At 71.7% G+C, this 20,243-nt stretch carries 17 protein-coding genes and 1 tRNA gene; 6 read left to right on the plus strand and 12 right to left on the minus strand.

Translation table 11 applies throughout. The features are described from left to right. Positions 1–88: 88 nt before the first annotated feature. The 6 genes from AC3WUG_RS05570 to AC3WUG_RS05595 all read right to left on the minus strand — a co-directional run bounded on the left by AC3WUG_RS05570 (position 89) and on the right by AC3WUG_RS05595 (position 5,403). Positions 89–907, minus strand: coding sequence for a DUF4062 domain-containing protein (locus AC3WUG_RS05570; protein WP_492326755.1), 819 nt, complete (start codon positions 905–907; stop codon positions 89–91). 433 nt (positions 908–1,340) lie between these two features. Continuing rightward, positions 1,341–1,409 (minus strand) — tRNA-Ser (locus AC3WUG_RS05575). Positions 1,410–1,674: 265 nt separating this feature from the next. Then, complete coding sequence (locus AC3WUG_RS05580) at positions 1,675–2,631, minus strand: quinone oxidoreductase family protein (protein WP_492326756.1); 957 nt, start codon at positions 2,629–2,631, stop codon at positions 1,675–1,677. A 28-nt stretch (positions 2,632–2,659) separates the two neighbouring features. Next, complete coding sequence (locus AC3WUG_RS05585) at positions 2,660–3,610, minus strand: aldo/keto reductase (protein ID WP_492326757.1); 951 nt, start codon at positions 3,608–3,610, stop codon at positions 2,660–2,662. 251 nt (positions 3,611–3,861) lie between these two features. After that, complete coding sequence (locus tag AC3WUG_RS05590) at positions 3,862–4,815, minus strand: alpha/beta hydrolase (RefSeq protein WP_492326758.1); 954 nt, start codon at positions 4,813–4,815, stop codon at positions 3,862–3,864. Positions 4,816–5,031: 216 nt separating this feature from the next. After that, a complete protein-coding gene (locus AC3WUG_RS05595) occupies positions 5,032–5,403 on the minus strand; it encodes a DUF2255 family protein (protein ID WP_492326759.1) in 372 nt (123 codons plus the stop codon). 551 nt (positions 5,404–5,954) lie between these two features. Between AC3WUG_RS05595 and AC3WUG_RS05600 the strand changes: the two genes are divergently transcribed. Continuing rightward, complete coding sequence (locus tag AC3WUG_RS05600) at positions 5,955–7,100, plus strand: MFS transporter (protein WP_492326760.1); 1,146 nt, start codon at positions 5,955–5,957, stop codon at positions 7,098–7,100. Between the two features lie 111 nt (positions 7,101–7,211). Here the strand turns inward: AC3WUG_RS05600 and AC3WUG_RS05605 are convergent, their stop codons facing one another. After that, on the minus strand, positions 7,212–7,673 hold the full coding sequence (locus AC3WUG_RS05605) for a lipocalin-like domain-containing protein (RefSeq protein ID WP_492326761.1): 462 nt from the start codon (positions 7,671–7,673) through the stop codon (positions 7,212–7,214). A gap of 540 nt (positions 7,674–8,213) precedes the next feature. On the opposite strand from AC3WUG_RS05605, the gene AC3WUG_RS05610 reads away from it, so the two are divergent. Continuing rightward, a complete protein-coding gene (locus tag AC3WUG_RS05610) occupies positions 8,214–11,471 on the plus strand; it encodes a glycoside hydrolase family 3 protein (protein WP_492326762.1) in 3,258 nt (1,085 codons plus the stop codon). A 408-nt stretch (positions 11,472–11,879) separates the two neighbouring features. On the opposite strand, the gene AC3WUG_RS05615 is transcribed toward AC3WUG_RS05610, so the two are convergent. From AC3WUG_RS05615 to AC3WUG_RS05630, 4 genes are all read right to left on the minus strand, one after another. After that, the gene (locus tag AC3WUG_RS05615; protein ID WP_492326763.1) at positions 11,880–12,782 is read right to left on the minus strand and encodes a helix-turn-helix domain-containing protein; all 903 of its coding nucleotides are present in this window, start codon (positions 12,780–12,782) and stop codon (positions 11,880–11,882) included. Positions 12,783–12,866: 84 nt separating this feature from the next. After that, complete coding sequence (locus tag AC3WUG_RS05620; RefSeq protein WP_492326764.1) at positions 12,867–13,304, minus strand: cyclophilin-like fold protein; 438 nt, start codon at positions 13,302–13,304, stop codon at positions 12,867–12,869. A gap of 13 nt (positions 13,305–13,317) precedes the next feature. Next, a complete protein-coding gene (locus tag AC3WUG_RS05625) occupies positions 13,318–13,662 on the minus strand; it encodes a cyclophilin-like fold protein (protein WP_492326765.1) in 345 nt (114 codons plus the stop codon). Between the two features lie 433 nt (positions 13,663–14,095). After that, positions 14,096–15,178: an FAD-dependent monooxygenase gene (locus AC3WUG_RS05630; RefSeq protein ID WP_492326766.1), complete on the minus strand. Its 1,083-nt coding sequence runs from the start codon at positions 15,176–15,178 to the stop codon at positions 14,096–14,098. 283 nt (positions 15,179–15,461) lie between these two features. Between AC3WUG_RS05630 and AC3WUG_RS05635 the strand changes: the two genes are divergently transcribed. The 4 genes from AC3WUG_RS05635 to AC3WUG_RS05650 all read left to right on the plus strand — a co-directional run bounded on the left by AC3WUG_RS05635 (position 15,462) and on the right by AC3WUG_RS05650 (position 19,472). Continuing rightward, entirely contained in the window at positions 15,462–16,349 is an 888-nt protein-coding gene (locus tag AC3WUG_RS05635) for a helix-turn-helix transcriptional regulator (RefSeq protein ID WP_492326767.1), read from the plus strand. A 102-nt stretch (positions 16,350–16,451) separates the two neighbouring features. After that, positions 16,452–17,312 carry an aldo/keto reductase gene (locus AC3WUG_RS05640; protein WP_492326768.1) on the plus strand — a complete coding sequence of 287 codons (861 nt, stop codon included), beginning with the start codon at positions 16,452–16,454 and terminating at the stop codon, positions 17,310–17,312. 49 nt (positions 17,313–17,361) lie between these two features. Continuing rightward, positions 17,362–18,258 carry an aldo/keto reductase gene (locus AC3WUG_RS05645; RefSeq protein ID WP_492326769.1) on the plus strand — a complete coding sequence of 299 codons (897 nt, stop codon included), beginning with the start codon at positions 17,362–17,364 and terminating at the stop codon, positions 18,256–18,258. Between the two features lie 26 nt (positions 18,259–18,284). Then, entirely contained in the window at positions 18,285–19,472 is a 1,188-nt protein-coding gene (locus AC3WUG_RS05650) for an MFS transporter (protein WP_492326770.1), read from the plus strand. 80 nt (positions 19,473–19,552) lie between these two features. On the opposite strand, the gene AC3WUG_RS05655 is transcribed toward AC3WUG_RS05650, so the two are convergent. After that, positions 19,553–20,161: a TetR/AcrR family transcriptional regulator gene (locus tag AC3WUG_RS05655; RefSeq protein WP_492326771.1), complete on the minus strand. Its 609-nt coding sequence runs from the start codon at positions 20,159–20,161 to the stop codon at positions 19,553–19,555. Positions 20,162–20,243: the final 82 nt, after the last annotated feature.

Genomic DNA, 20,243 nt, shown 5'->3' on the forward strand with positions numbered 1-20,243 from the left:
CCTCAGAAACAACCCGGACAGCCGTGCGTGGATCCGTCACAGTGCCGGTGGCCACGGCCGCACTGAGTGGGCTGGGTGACCGCGGGACTTAGATCGGCTGGTCCATCTGCTGTGGCTGGCCGGCCTCGATCCACTCCATGTGCACCACGGACGGCGTGCCGGAACCGATGGAGAGCCATAACTGCCAGGTCAGGGAGGCTCCATCGTGGAGCGTCACCCCGTCGCCGTGGCCGTGCGCCTGCAGCTCGATGCCGCGGTCGTTGCGGACCCGAACGACGAGGTTCTCCGCGGGCGCCGTCCCGGAGTTGCTTACTGTTACCTCGAAAGCGGACGCGCGCTGGACGCCGCGGGCACGAAGCCGCGGGCGCCCGGTCCTCGGGGCGCCCTGGCCGGCATCGCGGTGGGTCCACGGCTCGACGTCCTGCTCAAGGGCCTGCCGGACCTGGAACGCCAGGTCCTCGGGGTCGGCGTACGTGCCCAGCAGCCCGCGGGTCTGCAGCTCGGACTGGAACTCGCGTAGCCGCCGCAACTGCTCCAGGTCCACGTTCCAGGGCAGGTCCTCATCGGAGAACCACACGTGCACCGGCTTGCCGGCAGCCGCTGAGCGTTCGATCTCCTCGGCGGTCCCTGACAGGCCGCGCGCGGTGACCGACCCGAGGCGGGCGTCGAAGAACGCCATGACGACGTCGGCGGTGTCGACGATCTGACTGTTGATGATGCTCTGCGCGTCCGCGCCCAGGACCGGCACCGACGAGGATTCCCACCGCACCGGTAGCAGGAGCACCCCTGACCGCTGGGCGCGCGCCGCGTTCCAGCTGTGAATCGCGCGCTCGACGCTGTCCCGCTCGGGTACGGCGTCCCCGGGCGAGGCGATCAGGACGCGGACGGCGACGGCATCGAAAGGCACGACCCGAACGTAGGGGACAGCACTGACGCCCACTTCACGATCGGGCTGGAGCGGTCACCCGTGCACAGTCGCCCGACGGCGGAAGCGCCGACGGACACCGGCACCTGCTACGAGCATCTCCTGCACGTGGTGTCCAGGGAGCCCCCCGAAGTCGCGACTGAGCTGAGCCAGCTCGTGCCGGGCAGTCGGGTCCTGGACGAACACGCGCAGGAGGTAGAGCTCGACGTGGCGACCCGGGCCCGGAACCCACCGCTGGGTGCCGTCGGGCCGCACCCGCGCCACAACACAGTTCGTGGCCCACACCAGGTCACCCGGACTGACGGGCAGCACTCGGGTCCCGGGTGAGAAGTAGCGCCTGAGCTGCAACGACGTGGATCCTGACGGAACGACTGAGGCCTAGCACCGTTGCGGTGCTGGGCCTGTGCCTGCTGGGTGCGCCCGGAGGGACTCGAACCCCCAACCTTCTGATCCGTAGTCAGATGCTGGGTGTGTTCGACCCCGCGTCCGGGGACCGTGCGGGGAGAGTCGAACGCGTCCACCAGGACCTCCGTGGGCCGTGTGTAGGTTCTAACCTACAACCCTCCTCCTGCACCTCGCCGTCCGTCAACACCCTCAAGACAGTCCGCTATGTGTCCGCCACGTCATGAGTCGGCGACGACCGCGAACGCGATCAGCCAGCCCGGACCTGCCGAGGTGGGCGTGCTCCATGGTGCTCTCCTTCTTTTCGGGTGTGCCGCGACGCCGGCCACCTCGAGCTCGCGCTCCCCTCAGAGCAGCTCGATCGTGACCTTGCCCTCGGCCTGTCCGGTGCGGAGCCGGTCGAGGGCCTCACCGAGCTGCTCGAACGGTCGCGTGCTGTCCAGCACCGGCGCGATCCGACCCTCGCGGACTGCTGGGATCAGGTCGGTGCTGACACCGGCGAGGAGGTCGCCGAGCACGTGCGGCGGGGTGAGCCCGAACGACACCGACTGCAGGATCACGGCGCGGCGTGCCAGCCCGAACAGGTCGACCTCGGCGGACCTGCCCGCGAGGCGACCGACGCTCACCACGGAACCACCCCGGGCCGCGGCCCGGATCGCGTCGTCGAGCATCGCTCCGCCCACGTGGTCGAGCACGACGTCCGCTCCCCGCCCACCCGTCACGGCCTGCACCGCATCGGCGAGGTCCCCCTCGCCGGCGACGACGACGTGATCGGCTCCGGCGCGCTCCAGCAGGGCGCGCCGACCCTCGTCGCGGGTCGTCCCGATGACCGACCCGGCGCCGAGGGTCTTCGCCACCTGGATCCCGTGCAGGGCGATGCCGGAGGTCGCTGCCGTGATCAGCACGGTGCCTCCCGTCTCGAGCCCCGAGCGCTGGACGGCCCCGTACTCCGTGGACAGCGCAGTCGGCAGCGCCGCAGCCGCTCCCGGCTCGATCCCCTCGGGAACGACGATCACGTGGGTGTGGTGCGCGACGACGTACTCGGCGAACGCTCCCGCGCCGATGCCCATCACCCGACGCCCGACGAGCTCTGCGCCCGCGTGGGAACCAGCACCGACGACCTCGCCGGCGAACTCGAATCCGGGGACCTGCGACGTGTCGACCGGCGACAGGTCGCCGTTGTTCAGCGCCGCCGCGTGCACTCGGACGAGCACCTCGCCGGGGGCGGGCTCGGGGACCGGCCGGTCCTCGAGGACGGGGCGATCGGCTCCGGGGTGGGCGACGTACGCACGCATGCGGCTCATGACGGAGCTCCTCGCTCAGGTCGGCGGATCACGGGACGTTGTGGCCGGCGGCCTGGATCAGGCCGTACCACTCGGGTCGCGTCAGCGGGATGTCCGACCCCAGGGCCGCGTCGCGGACGCGATCGGGGGTGGTGGTTCCCAGGACGACCTGGATGCCGGCGGGGTGGCGGGTGATCCAGGCGGTAGCGATGGCGATCGGGGGAACGCCGTATTTCGCCGCCAGCCGGTCGAGCTCGGCGTTCAGCTGCGGATGGTCCTCCGACCCGAAGAACACCCCGTCCTGGAAGCCCTTCTGGAACGGCGACCACGCCTGCAGCGTGATGCCGTTGATCCGGGCGTGGTCGACGATCCCGCCCCCGTCGCGGACGAGGGAGTCCTCCTGCCCGACCATGTTGGCCGACAGACCCTGCGCGACGATCGTGGAATGCGTCACCGAGAGCTGGACCTGGTTGGCCACCAGCGGCTGACGCACCGCGGTCCCGAGCAGGTCGATCTGTCGCGGGGTGTGGTTCGACACGCCGAACGAGCGGACCTTGCCCGTCGTCTCGAGGTGGTCGAACGCCCGAGCGACCTCGTCCGGCTCCACGAGCGCATCGGGACGGTGCAGGAGCAGCACATCCAGGTAGTCGGTGCCCAGCGCGCGCAGCGACTCCTCGGCGGACGTGACGATGTGCTCGTACGAGGAGTCGTAGTGCCACTCCTCGGCGACGATGCCCGTCTTCGTCTGCAGGACGATCTGCTCCCGCTCCGAAGAGCTCAGCCGCAGGGCGTCGCCGAACCGCTGCTCGCACAGGTGACGACCGCCGCCCGGGTGGTTGAAGCCGTAGAGGTCAGCGTGGTCGAAGAAGTCGATCCCGGCGTCGCGCGCCGTGGTGTACACGGTGCGGATCTCGTCGTCGGTCCTGCCCGCGATCCTCATCATGCCCGCGATGACGTTGGGCACCTGGCGATCGCTCGACCCCAGTGCGACGGTGCGCATACATCTCCTCGTGCTCGTCGGGGCGCCACGCACCGGCGGGAACCGGGCTGGGCGGGGTGGTGACCAATGACGCTACGCAGCGCGCTCTCGGGTCGCGACGCAGGTGAGGGGTTCAAACAGGACCCCCTACTGGTCCGAGCGTTCCCATCGGGGAGCGGAGGTCGGCATGGCGCAAGCAGCTCTCTGTCGTCGAAGGTGCGGGACCGGGCGACGGTGGCCTTGCACGGTCGAAGGCCACCGTCGTGGTCGTGTCAGAGGCTCTTGGCGAAGAACTCGTCGAGCGCGTCGAACGGGATCAGGTCAGTGCGGTCGTACAGGTCGATGTGCCGGGCACCGGGCACCACGAGCAGGCGGGCGTTGTCGCCGGACTGCTCGAGAACCTTGTCCGAGAACCAGCGCGAGTGGGCGTGCTCACCGGTGACGAGCAGCACGGGCCGCGGGGCGATGTCCTGCAGGTGCGCCAGTGCCCCGAGGTTCACGTGCGAGGCGCTGCTGGTGACGGTGAACCCGCCGACCGAGCGAGGGTGGTGGCCGCGCTCGGTGACGTAGTACTCGTGGAACTCGGCGGTGATCGGGTCCAGGCCCTCGGGCTGGAACTCGGCCGGGAACACCGGGGTCAGGGCCGGCTCGCCGGCGTCCACGTCGGCCCACCGCTGCTGGGCCAGGCCGTCGAGCATCCCGCGACGGTCCTCGTCGCCCTGCTGGTAGAACCAGCCGTCACGCTGCACGCCGCTGATGTCGTACATCGCCGAGGTGGCCACCGCCGCAATCCGGGTGTCGACCTGCGCAGCGTTCAGGGCGAATCCCCCGCTGCCGCAGATGCCGATCGCGCCGATGCGCCGTCGGTCGACGAACGGCAGGGTGCCGAGGAAGTCGACGCCGGCGGAGAAATCCTCGGCGAACACGTCCGGGGAGGACACGTGCCGCGGCTCGCCGGCACTCTCGCCGTTGTACGAGGGGTCGAACGCGAGGGCGACGAACCCGCGGCGCGCCAGCTGGTTGGCGTACACGCCGGGGCCCTGCTCCTTGACGCCGCCATAGGGAGGGCCGATCACGAGTGCGGCGTGCGGGGCGGACTCGTCGAGGTCGGCGGCGAGGTACAGGTCGGCGGCGATCTCGATGCCGTAGCGGTTCCGGTAGCGCACCCGGCGGCGGGTCACGCCCTCGGCGAGCTCGAACGTGTAGCCGTCAGGGGTCAGCGGCATGGTGTGCTGCTCCTCAAGATGTGTGAAACGGGATGCTTCGGTTGTACGAGGGGTGCTCGGCGGACTCCAGGCCCTGTCGCACCCCCCGGTGCGCAGACCCCGGCGCGGGATCGTGGAACGCGACCCAGCCCGAGAACGCCTGCACCAGGTAGCTGGGTCGTTCGGTGAGTGCGCGCACCGCGCCGCCTCCTTCCCACAAGAAACGAAGCCGGTCGATCACGCGTCGGCCGGGCGCAGACGCAGGGTGGTGGCGGCCGCGGCGGGGCGGATCATCGCCGCGCCGTAGCCGCTGTGGCCGTACTTCGCGGCGTAGGCGGCGTCCACCTCCGGGGTCGGGCCGCTGACCGCCTCGAGCTCGACCCGGGCGCTCATCCCGGCGGCGGTGATCCGAGCTCTCGGGTGCCGCACGACCTGGCGGTACCAGCTGCCGTCAGAGCCGTTGTAGGAGCGGACGAACACGCCCTCCCCGGCACGTACCACCCAGATCGGGACGGCGCGCCGCTCAGTGCCGTCGGGGCGCTCGGTGGCCAGCCGGATCTCACCAGCGTCGCCGAACGTCCGCAGCTGCTGGTCGGTCCAACTCGTCATGGTCTCTCCTGCGCGGATTCGGTCGGGATCAGGGGTCAGGTCGGGGACCAGGCGGCCGCGTACGCCGCCGGAGTCCATGCGGCGGTGCGCCACGAGCTGGCCCACCTGGATCTCCCGGACGTCGGCACCGCCCGCGGCCACCACTCGTCCTTCCCGACAAGCCTCGACCGCGGGCCGGGAGCCAGCCAGGGCCGCGTTCAAGGGAGGGTCGCGCAGGACCCCCTCTCCGGCCGGCCGTACCGGACGCCGAGGCGCCAAGCGGTGCGGGGAGCCGGCCGGCGTCGGCGCGGTCGATCCAGCCGGGGCGCGGCGATCGGGGGGTGCGTCAAGGCCTGGCACCGACGGTCCGGGGCACGTAGAACGGAGCACGTTCCCGGGAGCCGATCCGCCGGCAGCAGCCCGGGCCGCGCCTTCTGCCGACGGCCACCGCAGCGGCCGCAGGCCCCCACGACCCGAAAGAGCCCATGGATCACGCACGCCCTTCCCCCGCACCGACGAGCGGCTCGCTCCGCGTCGCCTCGCCTCCCCCGTCCGCGTCCCCGCCGGCCTCGATGCCGTGGGGGCCGCTCGTCCTCCTCGCGTTCATGGGCTTCGTCCTGGTGAGCGCCGAGACGATGCCGGCCGGACTGCTACCGGTGATCGCCGGCGGGCTCGGCACCGGCGAGGGGGTGGTCGGGCAGTTCATCAGCGTCTGGGCGCTGGGCACGGTCCTGGTGACGGTGCCCGTGATCAGCCGCACGCGCGGCGTACGGCGCAAGCCGCTGATCCTGACGTCCATCGCCTTCCTGACGGTCGCCAACACGGTCACCGCGATCTCCAGCAGCGTCGCCCTCTCGCTGGTCTCCCGGTTCGTCGCCGGCGCGTTCTGCGGGATCATCTGGGGGATGCTCGCCATGTACGGGATGCGCATCAGCCCGCCGCAGCGCCGCGGGCTCGCGCTGTCGATCGTGTCCATCGGGGCTCCCCTGGGCTTCGCGCTCGGCACGCCGCTGGGTACCTGGCTGGGCACGACCTTCGACTGGCGGTGGTCGTTCGGCGGCCTCAGCGTCCTGGCGCTGCTCTCCCTGGTGCTCATCGCCGCGTGCGTCCCCGACGTCCCCGGTCAGCACGCGGACACGGCGCGTGCCCCGCTCGCCCGGGTGTTCACGATGGCCGGCGTCCCGGTGGTGCTGGCGGTGATCTTCGTGTGGATGCTGGCGCACAACACGATCTACACCTACATCGCCCCGTTCCTCCGTGACGGCGGCACCGGGCTGCGCCCCGATCTCGTGCTGCTCGTCTACGGGATCGCCTCGATCGGCGGTGTAGGGCTGACCGGCGTGCTCCTGGACCGCCATCCCCGGCTCCTGCTGCACCTCAGCATCGCGCTGTTCGTCGTCGCAGGTGTCGTGCTCGCCCTCGGGCAGGGCTCACGGCCGGCTGTCCTGACGGCGTCGGTGCTCTGGGGCCTGACCTTCGGCGGCGCGGCCGCCCAGCTCCAGGCGGCCCTGACGCGTGCGGGTCGTGAGCACGCCGATGTCGCGAACGCGTTCCTGCCGGTGGCGTTCAACCTCGCGATCTTCGCGGCCGGCACGACGGGCGCGGTCCTGCTGGAGCATCTCGACAGCGTGGTCCTCGCCCTCTTCATGGCCGTGCTGGGCGCGGTGGCGCTGGTGCTGAGCGTCGCCGGCCGGCGCACCGCGTTCAGCGCGAGGTGACACCGGCGCCGCACCCGGCGGCGCGGGGAGCCGCCTGCTCCCGCAGCGGAGGACAGGCGAGCCCGCTGCGCGAGTCGCGCAGCGGGCTCGTGCCCGTGTCCGTGGACCGCGTCAGCCGGCGCGCTCGTACGTGACGCGCCAGCCCTCGGCCTCGTCGGTCGGTGTCAGGACGAGAGTGTCGTCCGTGACCTCGTAGTTGCGGGTGAACGTCTCGCCGATGATGTCGCGAGCGGCTGCGGACTCGATCTCCACCTCGAACGTCCCGGCCTCGGGATCGAGCGTCACCGGCCCGTAGTAGGCCTCGTACCCGCTGACCGTCAGCGGGGTGTCGGGCGCGTCGGTGTCGGGGTTCATCGCCTGCACCGCCATCGTGCCGGAGTCGGTGAAGACCACCTGCCCGGAGTACGGCACCGTCTCCCAGTCCTCGCCGGCGGCAGTCTCGAGCGTGGTCATCGTCCACTCGCCGACGATCGGGTCGACGTCCTGCGCAGGGGCGGACTGCGAGCAGCCGGTGACGGCGAGCAGGACGCCGGCGGCCAGTATCGGAAGCGCGATGTATCTGGGGAATGTCATGGTGTGACCTTTCGTGCTCGGGGGGTCACCAGCGAATCGACGCTATGCGGACGTCTCGGTCCGGCGGGAGGACCGGACCGGTCCCCCCATCTCCCAGCGAGGGCGACCTGTCGCGTCCCGACCGCGGCCTCCGGCGCTCGGAGAGGTCGCCGTGCTCGCGCAGCGGTGTCGCCGACGTCACCGAACCGCTGGCGCGGCGCCGGCTGGAGGACGACCGGAGGGACGACGCAGGGGTACCGCCGGCCCACCATCCGTGATCCAATCGGACGTTGTCGGAAGCCTTCGGCGTAGAGGGCTCCGTCTACACAGGGGAGTTCGCCGAAGCAGACACGGTGGACCCGCAGAGCCACACGGAGGCATGCTGCACTCCAGTCGTCGCGGGATCACGGCACCGACGTCCGAGCAGCACACGCCCGTGATCACCGCCGCACCCCGGGTGGAACGCACCGTTCGCACGGCGGCCGGACGGCCGCCGTGGGTTCGCGCGGGCCCATGCCGGTCGGCCTTGAAGGCGCACGGTGATGGCGAAGGAGCCACACGATGCAGACGACGTCAGCACGAAGGCGAGCAGCCGGCATCATCGCCGCCGCGGCTCTCATCCTGACGAGCGCGTTCGCTGTCGGGCCGCCTGCGACGGCCGACGAGCCGTGGCCGTGGATGGACACCTCCCTGTCGCCCGACCAGCGCGCGACGCTGCTCCTCGCCGAGATGACCCTCGAGGAGAAGGTCGACCTCATGAGCGGCAACCAGGAGTTCGGGACGTACGCGTTCTACAACGCCCCGATCCCCCGCCTCGGGATCCCCGAGCTCGCGATGCAGGACTCGGCGTCGGGCATCCACGCGCACGGCTGGCAGACGCTCAACACGGGCGAGCGTGCCACCGCGCTGCCCTCGGCGCAGGCGCTCGGCGCCACGTGGTCACGGGAGACCACGAGGCGCTACGCGGAGCAGGTGGCCGCCGAGACCCTCGCCAGCGACGCCAACGTCCTGCTCAGCCCCGTCGGTGACATGCTGCGCAACCCGTACTGGGGTCGCACCAACGAGAGCCCCAGCGAAGACCCGATCATGACCGCCGACTACCTGACCGACTTCACGACCGTTCTCCAGGAAAACGGTGTGATGGCCACACTGAAGCACTACCTCGCCTACAACCAGGAGACGAACCGCAGCAACGGCGGCAACAACATCGTCACCGAGCGGGCGCTTCGTGAGGTGCACGCGCTGCCCTACGAGGCCGCCATCAAGGATGCCGACGCCGGCAGCGTCATGTGTGCGTTCAATAAGGTCAACGGCGAGTACGCGTGCGAGAACCCGCACACGCTGCGCGGGTACCTCGACACCTTCGGGTTCACCGGCTTCGTCGGGACCGACTACGGCGCAGCGCACACGACCCTGGGCTCGCTCAACGGTGGCGTCGACATCGAGACCGGGGACAAGGACGCCTACTCGGAGCACCTGCTCGAGGCGGTTCAGAACGGGAGCGTCCCGGAGTCGCGGCTCGACGAGTCGTGCTACCGCATCCTCTTTACGATGTTCCGGCTCGGCCTCTTCGAGAACCCCATCGAGCCCGGCACCATCGACGTCGCCGAGGGCAGCAGGATCGCCCAGGAGGTGCAGGAGCAGGCGATCACGCTGCTCAAGAACGACGGCGCCCTCCCCCTCGCAGACGACGCCCAGGAAATCGCAGTGATCGGCGCCGACGCCGACCACATCGCCATCGGTGGCGGCACGCCGTTCGTCCTCGCGACCGAGGAGACGACCACGCTCGACGGCATCACGGCACGGGCGACCGACGCCGGCGCAACCGTCGAGTGGGTGGCGGGCAACGACCAGGCCAACGGCGCGAACATGCTCGAGGCCCGGGACATGACGGCCGTGCCGTCGTCGGTGCTCTCTCCCACCAACCGTCAGGGCACCGGCCTGGACGCGCAGTTCTGGCGGGCCCAGGACTTCCAGGGAGCGCCTGACGAGCAGCGCATCGCGCCGCAGGTCAACTACGACGTCGGCATCCTCTCCACGCTCGACACCCCGGGACCGTCGCAGGTCGCGCCGCCGCCGGTCAGCTGTCCGACGTGCCCGGGCTCCGCCGTCTACGAGGGCTGGATCACGCCGCCGGCGACGGGGACGTACCAGCTGTCGCTGACCGGGCTCGGTGACGCCACGCTCGAGCTCGACGGCCAGCAGGTCCTGGTCATGGACGGCGCGCCCGGAACGCTTCCCGTCGCCACGACGCCCGACCTGAGCTGGGTCGAGGGTGAGGCGCACCAGATCCGGGTCACGTTCAACGGCAACGCCCCGTTCGAGATCCTCAACGACGGCACGGTGCTGCTGCAGTGGAAGACACCCCCGGACGCGCAGTCACCGGAGATGCAGAGGGCCGTCGACGCCGCAGCCAGCAGCGACGTGGCCATCGTGTACGCCAACACGATCGAGGGCGAGGCGCACGACCGCGTGTCGCTGAAGCTGCCGCAGAGCGGCGACCAGCTCATCGAAGCCGTCGCCGCGGCCAACCCCAACACCATCGTGGTGCTCTCCTCGGCCGGCGCGGTCACCATGCCGTGGCTCGACGACGTCGAGGCCGTCGTGCAGACGTACTTCGGCGGTCAGCAGCAAGGTCGGGCGCTCGCCCGGGTCCTGTGGGGTGACGTGAACCCGTCCGGCAAGCTCACGCTCAGCTATCCCGCGAGCGAGGACGCACTCGCCCCAGGAGTCGTGGCCCCGTACGCCGGCGCGGGCGACGTGAACGTGGACTACACCGAGGGCGTCGCCGTCGGCTACAAGGGCTACCAGACGGCAGGCGTCGACACGCTCTTCCCGTTCGGCTACGGCCTGTCCTACTCGTCGTTCGACTACAGCGACCTCGAGGTCAACGCCCCAGCAGGACGGACCTCACCGATCGACGTCGGGTTCACGGTCGCCAACACCGGCACGCGGGACGGCGACGAGGCCGCGCAGGTCTACCTCGACCTCCCGGACTCGACCGGCGAGCCGAACCGGCTGGTGGGGTACGCACGAGTGAGCACCGAAGCGGGCTCGGCGACCGAGGTGGACGTCCAGATCGACCCGACCGCCTCGACGCACCCGCTCGGGTACTTCGACGAGGCCAGCGACAGCTGGAAGATCGCGCCCGGTCAATACACGGTGCTCGTGGGCAGGTCGTCCGAGGACCTGCCCCTGCGGGCGACGTTCACGGTCGAGCCGGAGGACACCACCGCTCCGACGTTCGAGCTGCCCGGCCTCACCGACGGCGGCCTGTACGGCGTCGGCGGGACGATCGACTTCGGCTTCACGATCGACGACCCGACCGCCACCGTTGCGTCGACCCTCGACGGCGAGCCAATCGACCTGTCCGTCCCGCTCGAGCTGTGGAGGCTCGCGCTGGGCCAGCACACGCTGGTCGTCACCGCGACCGACCCGGCGGGCAACGTCACGTCGGAGACGTTCCGGTTCTACGTCAAGACCTCGCTCCGCGACCTGGACATCCTCCTGCGCCACTTCGAGGAGACCCAGGTCGTCCAGGGCCGGGACGTCGTGCAGCTGCGGAACATCCTGTTCCGCGTCCGCGCCGCCGAGGCCAGAGGCGACGACCGGACCGCGCTGGTCCACCTGGAGCGCTTCCGCACGGTCGTCGAGCGGCGCATCACCGACGAGGCGGCCTCCGCCGCACTGATCCGCAGCGTGGACGCCATCACGGTCGAGCTCGGCGGCACCCCTCCGGGCGCGGACGTCACGGACCGCCGCAACCTGCGCGGCCTCGCGGTCGACCCGAGTCAGGAAGACGAGCTCCTGCGCGACTGACGAAACAATCGGCCGGGGCACGGGCAGGCGTCCGTGCCCCGGTCGGCCGTGTATCGCTCTACCGGTGACCGCGCGGCAGACCGCATCACGGGGTCCTCGGGGAGCGCGCCGCCGCCCCACCCTGGGGAGACCTGTCAGGTCCTCCCACGACGGCTCAGCGACGTCGCCGCGCCGCCGAACAGCCGGACGAGGCCCGGAACCGCCGGGCCCGCCTCAGGAGGTGGATCCATGTCCTGCTCGATCGGTCCCGTGGGCTCTGGTGTCATCAGCGCGGCTGCTCCCACCGCTGCACCTCGACCCGCGCCGGCCCCGGTGCCGGCCCCGGTCGTGCTGTCCTCGTCGGGACTCGACGTCCTCGCGTGAGCTCGGCCCGGGAGCGCACTGTCCGTGCGCTCCCGGGCGGATCGATCAGGAGTCCCGGGCAGGCGCCGGCCGGCGGCCCGTCGTCTCCTGCCCGTCGACGCGGGTCGCCGCCCACGCGGCGACGAGGCGCAGCGCGTCGGCCGACGGCGTACCCGGGACGGCGTTGTAGATCGTCAGCCGATGGCCCGGGTCGCTCGCGATGTCCAGCGTGTGGTAGCTCAGCTCGATGGCGCCGACCGCCGGGTGCTGGAAGTACTTCGTCCCGGCGTGGTGCAGGCGGACGTCGTGGGTCGCCCACATCTCCCGGAACTCCTCGGACCGGGTCGCGAGCTCGCCGACCAGTCCCGCGAGCTTCCGGCTGCGCGGGTAGGCCCCGGCCGACATGCGCAGCTGCGCCACCGCGGTACGAGCGGCACCGGCCCAGTCCGGGTAGAGGTCGCGCGAGGCGTCGTCCAGGAACGCGAACCGCGCGAAGTTCGGCCGGGCGCCGCCCGCGCCGTCGAGCATCGGGGCGTACAGGCCTCGGGCGAGGGCGTTCATCGCGACGACGTCGAGTGACGGACTGACGGCGAACGCGCCGGCGTCGGTCATCGCGTCGACCATCCACTGCAGGGAGGGACGCGGGGCGGGGCCTCCGGGACGGGTCGCGGCGGGCCGCGGGGAGCGTCGTGCGCGGGCGGCGACCAGGTCGAGCAGGTGCGTGTGCTCGGCCTCGTCCAGCTCGAGGACACGGGACACGGCCCCGAGGACCGCGTCGGACGGGTTGGCGACCCGCCCCGTCTCCAAGCGCGCGTAGTAGTCGCTGGACAGGCCGGCCAGGGACGCGACCTCGTCGCGACGCAGACCGGGGACGCGCCTGTTGCCGGAGGTCGGGAGGCCAACCTGCTCGGGCGTCGTGCGCGCGCGTCGGCTCATCAGGAAGTCGCGGAGCTCGTCACGTGCGTTCATGCTCGCGACCCTAGGTTCGTCGGAACGGGCGTACCAGGGTCCGCCCGGTACCCCCTCGCCCGGGTTCGCCGGCACCACGTGGGGCTACGACCGCGCCGGTGTGTCCTCGCCGTCCTCCAGCTGCACACGTCGTGGCGGGTCGGCGAGCTCGATGACCACGTCCGTCCCGTCCGGCACGGCCATGACCGCCTCGACGGTGGTCTCGAGGCGTCCCAGCCGGGCGATGCCGCGGAAGTACCCGACGTCCGCGTAGTACAGGACCAGGACCTCCCCGGGGGCGTAGTACCCGAGGTCCAGCGGACGCGCGGAGTCACCTCCCGGCATGCCCGCCGTGCTGAGCGGGCCGGGGAGCGGCGCGGTCTTCTCCTGCCCGCCGTAGTCCGAGAAGCGCACGGACAGCGGGAGCTGGGGGACGAGCGAGCGGGTCGCTGCGTTGTCGAGCAGCGTCGCACCGATCGTCGCGTCACCAGAGCGGATCCGGAGACGCACCGGGTCTGCAGGCACCGACGGGCTGCCGGTCATCTCGTCCCCCGGATCACGGGAGCCGCTCGACCGTGACACCGGTGCCCTCCAGGGCTTCCAGCTGCTCGATCGTGGCGTCGTAGACGCCGAGGTGCAGCGTCTGGTCGGAGTAGCCGATGCCGGAGGTGTCGTAGTAGAACCCGAGATTCCCCCACGGGATGAAGTAGATCAGGTCCCCGTCCTCGGGGTCCGAGCCCGGAGTGCCCGCGTACTCGAGCGCGCGCGGCAGCGTGGCGATCTTCTCCCGCCCGGCGAACTCCTCGACGTCGACGGTGACGGGCAGCATCGACAGGAAGTCCCGGACCGCGGGGCTGTCCTGGTCGATGGTGACGTCGACGTGCGTGTCCTGCGACGTCAACCGGACGACCGCACCGACGACGTCGTCCCCGGGGGCGGCCGGCTCCGACGCGGGCGGTGTCGTGGTGGCGGACCCGGTCGGCCGGCTCGTGCCTGCGCTCGCCGAGGGCGTGCCGGGAGACGCCGCGCCGGGTGTGCCCTCCGAGGTCGTGCTCGCGGTGCATCCTGCGGCCAGCGCCCCCGTGAGCGCACCCACCACGATGCCCACGGCGAGCCTGCCGCCGGAGGGCCGGTGGGCACGGACGTCGCCACGGGGGCGCTCGACGACCAGACGCATGGTGCTGCTCCTCGCGGCAGAGAAAGTGACGACGGATCTCGGTGCCCGCCGCGTCGACGGTAGGCACGCGCCCTCCGGCGGTGCACGCCTCGTGGGGGGACCGGCTACGTCCCCCCACGCCTGACGACCGCGACGCGAGACGCCGTACGGCTCCTGGTCACCCTGCGGCGAAGGACCGGCTGAACTGCTGCCCGTCGAGCACCAGCCGACGCGCTGGTCCGAGGCGACGGTCCTGGTACGCGAGCAGCGCTCGCGTGACGTCGCCCGGACGCGTGCCCCGCAGGACCGCCGCCAGTGCGTCGGCGTCGGCCAGCGACGCGGCGAAGCCCATGCCGGTCATCGGGGTGGGCACGTGCGCGGCATCGCCGACAAGAGCGGTGCGGCCGGTGACCAGGCGCTCGGGGAGGTACTCGGTGATCGGGATGCAGACCGCGGCGCGGCGCTCGAGCGTCCGCACGACCGCGTCCCGCCAGGGGGCGGGCCAGGTCCGTCCGGCCTCCCGGATGAGCGCTCGGTACGTGCCCTCGGGAATCTGCGCGCCGGTCAGAGAGCCCCGCGCACGGCCGCCCTGGACGACGCCGGCGCGGTGCAGGACGTCGTTGCGGCTCGCGTCGTACCACGCCCATCCCATCCGCCGGTGTCCAGGCCGGGTCGAGCCGTCGTCCCCGGCCAGGGGGTACCCCAGGAGGTGGTAGCCGCTCGCGGAGACGATGTCGAACCGCGTGGGCCACTCGACGCCCGGGAGCTCGCGCTCGAGGGCGATCCCGAGCCACAGGGCGTAGCCGGCGAACGCGGCCTCGGGGTGCTCGGGGAACATCCGGCGCCGCACGAGGCTGCGGTATCCGTCGGCGCCCACGAGGACCTGCGCGGCTAGCTCGGCACCGTCCGCGGTGCGTGCCCAGACGTGAGCGTCGTCCTGCCCGGCGGAGGTCACCCGGGTGTCGTGCCGGAGGTCGACGCCGGGGTCGGCGAGGGCGACGTCCCGGAGCCCGGCGTGGAGCGCCGCCCACGTCGCGGGGACCACGCCGGATCCGGCACTCGCGCCCAGCCGGGCGACGACTCGGCGGGTCGCGTCAGACCCGATCACCGGCGCGAGGTCGCGTGCGTCCACCCCGAGCGCTGCCCCCGACGGCCGGTCTGCGCCGGAGCGTTCGAGCACCGTCACGTCGATCCCGGCGCGCGACAGCGCCAGGGCGGACATCAGGCCGGACAGCGACGCGCCGACGACCAGCGCGGTCACGCGCCGCGTGTCGGGTTCGTCCCGCGGCGCGGTAGGCGAGCCGGCGCTGGCTTGGACGCGCACGGTCCGGCGCGACGTGGAGAGCTCGGGGCGAGCGGAGGGCGCGGTGCGGGTCATGGTTGCCTCGTCAGGTGCGGCGGATCGGACCGTCCAGCAGTGAAGCGGTGTCCCGCGTGCGGCGGCAGAGGGACGTCCAGCCGTGGCAGGGACAGCCTGGGGTCTGACAGACCCCAGGCTGAACAGGGCCGGGCGGGCCCGGTGGGAGCGGCGTACGTTCGACGACGTGAACAGCAACACCGAGCTGCGCGACTTCCTGGTCTCGCGCCGCGCCCGGCTCACGCCGCAGGACGTCGGCGTCGAGCCGTTCGCCGGCGCGCGCCGGGTGCCCGGGCTGCGACGCGAGGAGGTCGCCTTCCTCGCGGGCGTCAGCATCGACTACTACACCCGGTTCGAGCGCGGCCGGGTGCAGAACGTGTCGGACGAGGTCCTCGACGCGATCGCGCGTGCCCTGCGGCTGGACGACGTCGAGCAGGAGCACCTGCGCAACCTCGCCCGGGCGAAGGGGCGTCGCGCACCGCACGCCGGGCGCACCATGCCCACGCGTGTCCCCGCCGGCCTGCAGGCCGTGCTCGACTCGATGACCGCGCCGGCGTTCGTGCAGAACGGCCGCATGGACTTCCTGGCGGGCAACACGCTGGGGTGGGCCTTGTACCCGTTCGCCGACCAGGCGGGGGACCGTCCGTTCAACGCCTCGCGGTTCCAGTTCCTCGACCCGAGGGCCCGCGACTTCTACCGGGACTACGACCTCGCGGCGCGCAACAACGTCGCGATCCTGCGAGCCAGCGCCGGGAAGACCCCCCACGAGCCGGGCCTGGTGCGCCTGGTCGGCGAGCTGTCCACCCAGAGCGACCTGTTCCGGTCGCTGTGGGCCGAGCAGGACGTCGTGCAGTACCGCCGGGGGACCAAGCGGTACCACCACCCGTCCGTGGGTGACGTCGAGTTCGAGTACGAGACGTTCGAGATGCCGGCGTACCCCGGTCTGGTCATGCTCGTGTACGTCGTCGAGCCGGCCTCCCGGACCGCCGAGGCTATGCAGCTGCTCGCGAGCTGGACCGCTGCCCCCGCCCACGCGCAGGCCGGCGAGAACCAGGACGAAGCCCGGCAGCTCTGAGCCGGACCACCTCCCATCCGTGCCGACGACCACCTGGTCGGTCGGTCGATCCCTCGCGCTCCCGGATCCCGCTGCGCGGACCTCGCAAGGAAGGACGCAGGCATGAGCCCGCACATCCCCACCGTCACGCTGAACAACGGCGTTCAGATGCCGACCATCGGGTTCGGCGTCTACCAGGTCGCCGGCGACGACGCCGAGCGCGTCGTCAGCGACGCCCTCGAGGCCGGGTACCGGCACATCGACACCGCCGCCGCCTACGAGAACGAGGCCGCCGTCGGCCGTGCCATCGCCGCGAGCGGCATCGCCCGCGAGGACCTCTTCATCACCACCAAGCTCTGGGTCCAGGACGCCGGCGAGACCGCCGCGAAGGCCGGGTTCCACCGGTCTCTGGACCGCCTCGGCCTGGACCACCTGGACCTGTTCCTCATCCACCAGCCCTACGGCGACGTCTACGGGTCCTGGCGCGCGATGGAGCAGCTGAACGCCGACGGCCTGGTCCACGCCATCGGCGTCTCCAACTTCTACCCCGACCGGCTCGTCGACCTCATCGAGCACAACGAGGTCGTCCCCGCGGTCGACCAGATCGAGACTCACCCGTTCTTCCAGCGCACCGCCGACCACGCGATCATGCGCGAGCGCGGCGTGCAGCACGAGAGCTGGGGGCCGCTCGGCCAGGGACGCACGGACCTGTTCGACCACCCGGTCCTGACGGAGATCGCCGCCCAGCACGGCAAGAGCGTCGCCCAGACCGTCCTGCGCTGGCTGCTGCAGCGCGACATCGTGGTCATCCCGAAGTCCGCGCGGCCCGAGCGCATGCGCGAGAACCTCGACGTCCTCGACTTCACCCTCACGGACGAGCAGATGGCGCGCATCGCCACCCTGGACACCGGTGCCAGCTCCGCGTTCGACCACCACGACCCCGCCTCGGTCGCCTGGCTCGGCACCCACCGGTTCGACACCTGAGCCGAACCGCCGACCACCCGCACCCACCACACCCACGGAAGGACCGCCCATGACCCGGCAGGTTCCCCAGCTCACCCTCAACAACGGCGTCACGATGCCCGCCCTCGGGCTCGGCGTCTTCCAGAGCGCCCCCGAGGACACTGCTGCCGCAGTCGCGACCGCCCTGACCGCCGGCTACCGGCACATCGACACGGCGGCCGGCTACGGCAACGAGCGCGAGGTCGGCGAGGGCGTGCGCCGCTCCGGCCTCGACCGCTCCGAGGTGTTCCTCGAGACCAAGGTCTGGGTGAGCGACTACGGGCTCGACGCCACCCGCCACGCGTTCGACAAGAGCGCTCGCAAGCTCGGGGTCGACCAGATCGACCTGCTGATCCTGCACCAGCCGATGCCCCAGCACTTCGACCGCACCGTCGAGGCGTACCGCGCCCTGGAGCAGCTGCTCTCCGACGGCCAGGTGCGGGCCATCGGGGTCAGCAACTTCATGCCGCACCACCTCGACGCGCTGCTGGCGCGCACCGAGGTCGTCCCCGCGGTCAACCAGGTCGAGCTGCACCCGTACTTCACGCAGCCCGCCGTCCAGGCCGCGGACGCCGCGCACGGCATCCTCACCCAGGCGTGGTCCCCGATCGGCGGCATCACGTTCTACCCGGGGTGGGGGGAGAACCGCACCAGCGCCCTGCAGGACCCGACCATCGCCGCGATCGCCGCGGCGCACGGCAAGAGCCCCGCCCAGGTCATGCTGCGCTGGCACCTCCAGCAGGGCCGCTCAGCGATCCCGAAGTCGACGAACCCGGCACGCATCGCCGAGAACCTCGACGTCCTCGACTTCGAGCTGACCGGCGCCGAGCTGAGCCGTCTCGACGCCTTGGACACCGGCAGGCGCGGAGGCCCCGACCCCGACGAGGTCGACCCCACGACCTTCGACGTCGACGTCAGCGAGAGCTGAGTCCGGCAACGGCAACGAGGAGCACGATGACCACCGAGACCGCGCGGGCGATGACCCGCGGACGGACCGTCACCTTCGCCGTCGCCGCGGGCACGGCCGTCGGCAGCCTGTACCTGGCACAGCCCCTCATCGAGGTCATCGCCTCCTCGCTCGGCGTTCCCGCTGCGTCCGCGGCCGTTCTCGTGACCGTCACCCAGATCGGGTACGCGCTCGGCATCTTCCTGATCGTCCCGCTCGGCGACGTCCTGGACCGGCGACGTCTCATCCCGGCGCTCCTCGGCGTGTCCGCCGCGGGTCTGATCGGCGCCGCGGCTGCTCCCACGTTCAGCGTGCTCCTCGCAGCGCTGGCGGCTCTCGGTCTCACCACTGTCTCGGCCCAGCTGCTCACCCCGCTCGCGAGCGAGCTCGCCGCCCCCGAGCAGCGCGGGAAGGTGGTGGGGACCGTGGCCTCGGGGGCGCTCATCGGCATCCTGCTGTCCCGCACGGTGAGCGGAGTGGTCGCCGACCTGTGGGGCTGGCGGGCGATCTTCGCCGGCGCCGCGGTGGCGATCATCGCCCTGGCGTTCGTGCTGCGCTCCCTGATCCCCGAGCTCGACGAGCGCGAGCGGGTGCCGTACCTCCGCCTCCTCGGGTCGGTCCTGACCACCGTGACCCGGTACCGCGCCGTCGCCCCCACGCTGGTGATCTCCGCCTCCGGGTTCGCTGTGTTCTCGATGTTCTGGACCGCGCTGACCTACCTGCTCACCGCCGACCCCTTCCACTTCTCCGTCACCCAGATCGGCCTCGTCGGCATCGCCGGCCTCGCCGGGGCGCTCGCAGCCCGGCGGGCGGGTGCCCTGACGGACCGGGGATGGTCCGTGCCCGCCACCGGTGCCGCCCTGCTCCTGCTCTTCACCTCCCTCGTGGCTGCGTGGGCGTCCCAGGCCTCGATCCCCGCCCTGCTCGCCGTGATCGTCGTTCTCGACGTCGCCGCGCAGGGCAACCTGGTCCTCGCGCAGACGCGGCTGCTCTCGCTCCCCGGGCACTCCCGCAGCCGGTTGAACACCGCGATCGTCGTGAGCAACTTCCTCGGCGGAGCCGTCGGGTCCGGCCTCGCCGGGAGCCTGTGGAGCGCCGGAGGGTGGAACGCGATCGTCGTCGCCGGGTGCGGACTGACACTGCTCGCGCTCGCGGTGTGGGCCCTGAGCCGACAGCGGCTCGCTTCGACGAGCTGACGCGCGGCGCTCACCGATGCCCCGGTCCTCCGTTGAGGACCGGGGCGCCGCCGCGCTCAGCCCCGACCGATCCCGGTACGTCACGCGGCCGGCGACACCTCGTCCGAGAGGAGGGCTCGCACGCCACGCTCGAGCGCCTCGATCTGGCCGGTGCCGTCACCGAAGTACCCACGGACCATCGCCCCATCGCGCAGCATGACGAACCGATCGGCCGTCCCGGCCGGGTCGTCGACCTCGGCGGCGTCGAGGAACCGCTCGACGATGCCGCGGTACCACGCACGATGCTTCTCGACGATGACGCGCACCGGGTGCCCGGGCTCCCGGAACTCCCCTGCCGCGTTCAGGAACGGGCAGCCCTGGAACGAACCGGCCGCCGTCTCCAGGCCGATGGCGTCGGCCAGCAGCTCGAGGACGTCGGCGCCTCGCGCCGCTCCCCCGTGCAGCAGGGCCTCGACGGTGCGGCGCTCCGCGTCGGCACGCCGCTCCAGATACGCGAGCGCCAGCTCGTCCTTCGACTGGAAATGCCGGTACATCGTCATGCGCGTCGTGTCGGCGCTCTCGATGATGTCCTCGACGCTGACGTTGCGGATCCCCCGCTGGTAGAACAGCAGGTCCGCGGCGTCGAGAATGCGCAGCCGAGTCGCCGCTCCACGCGGCCGGCGCATTTTCGGGGTGGGCAAGGTCAGCATTCTCCTCGGGTGCCGAGCACGGTGAACACTCGAGGCTACCCCCCGTTGCGAGCGGTGACGGAGGGACAAACCGACCCCTTGT

The organism is Cellulomonas sp. EB106-03-03-XG116 (assembly GCF_058792015.1).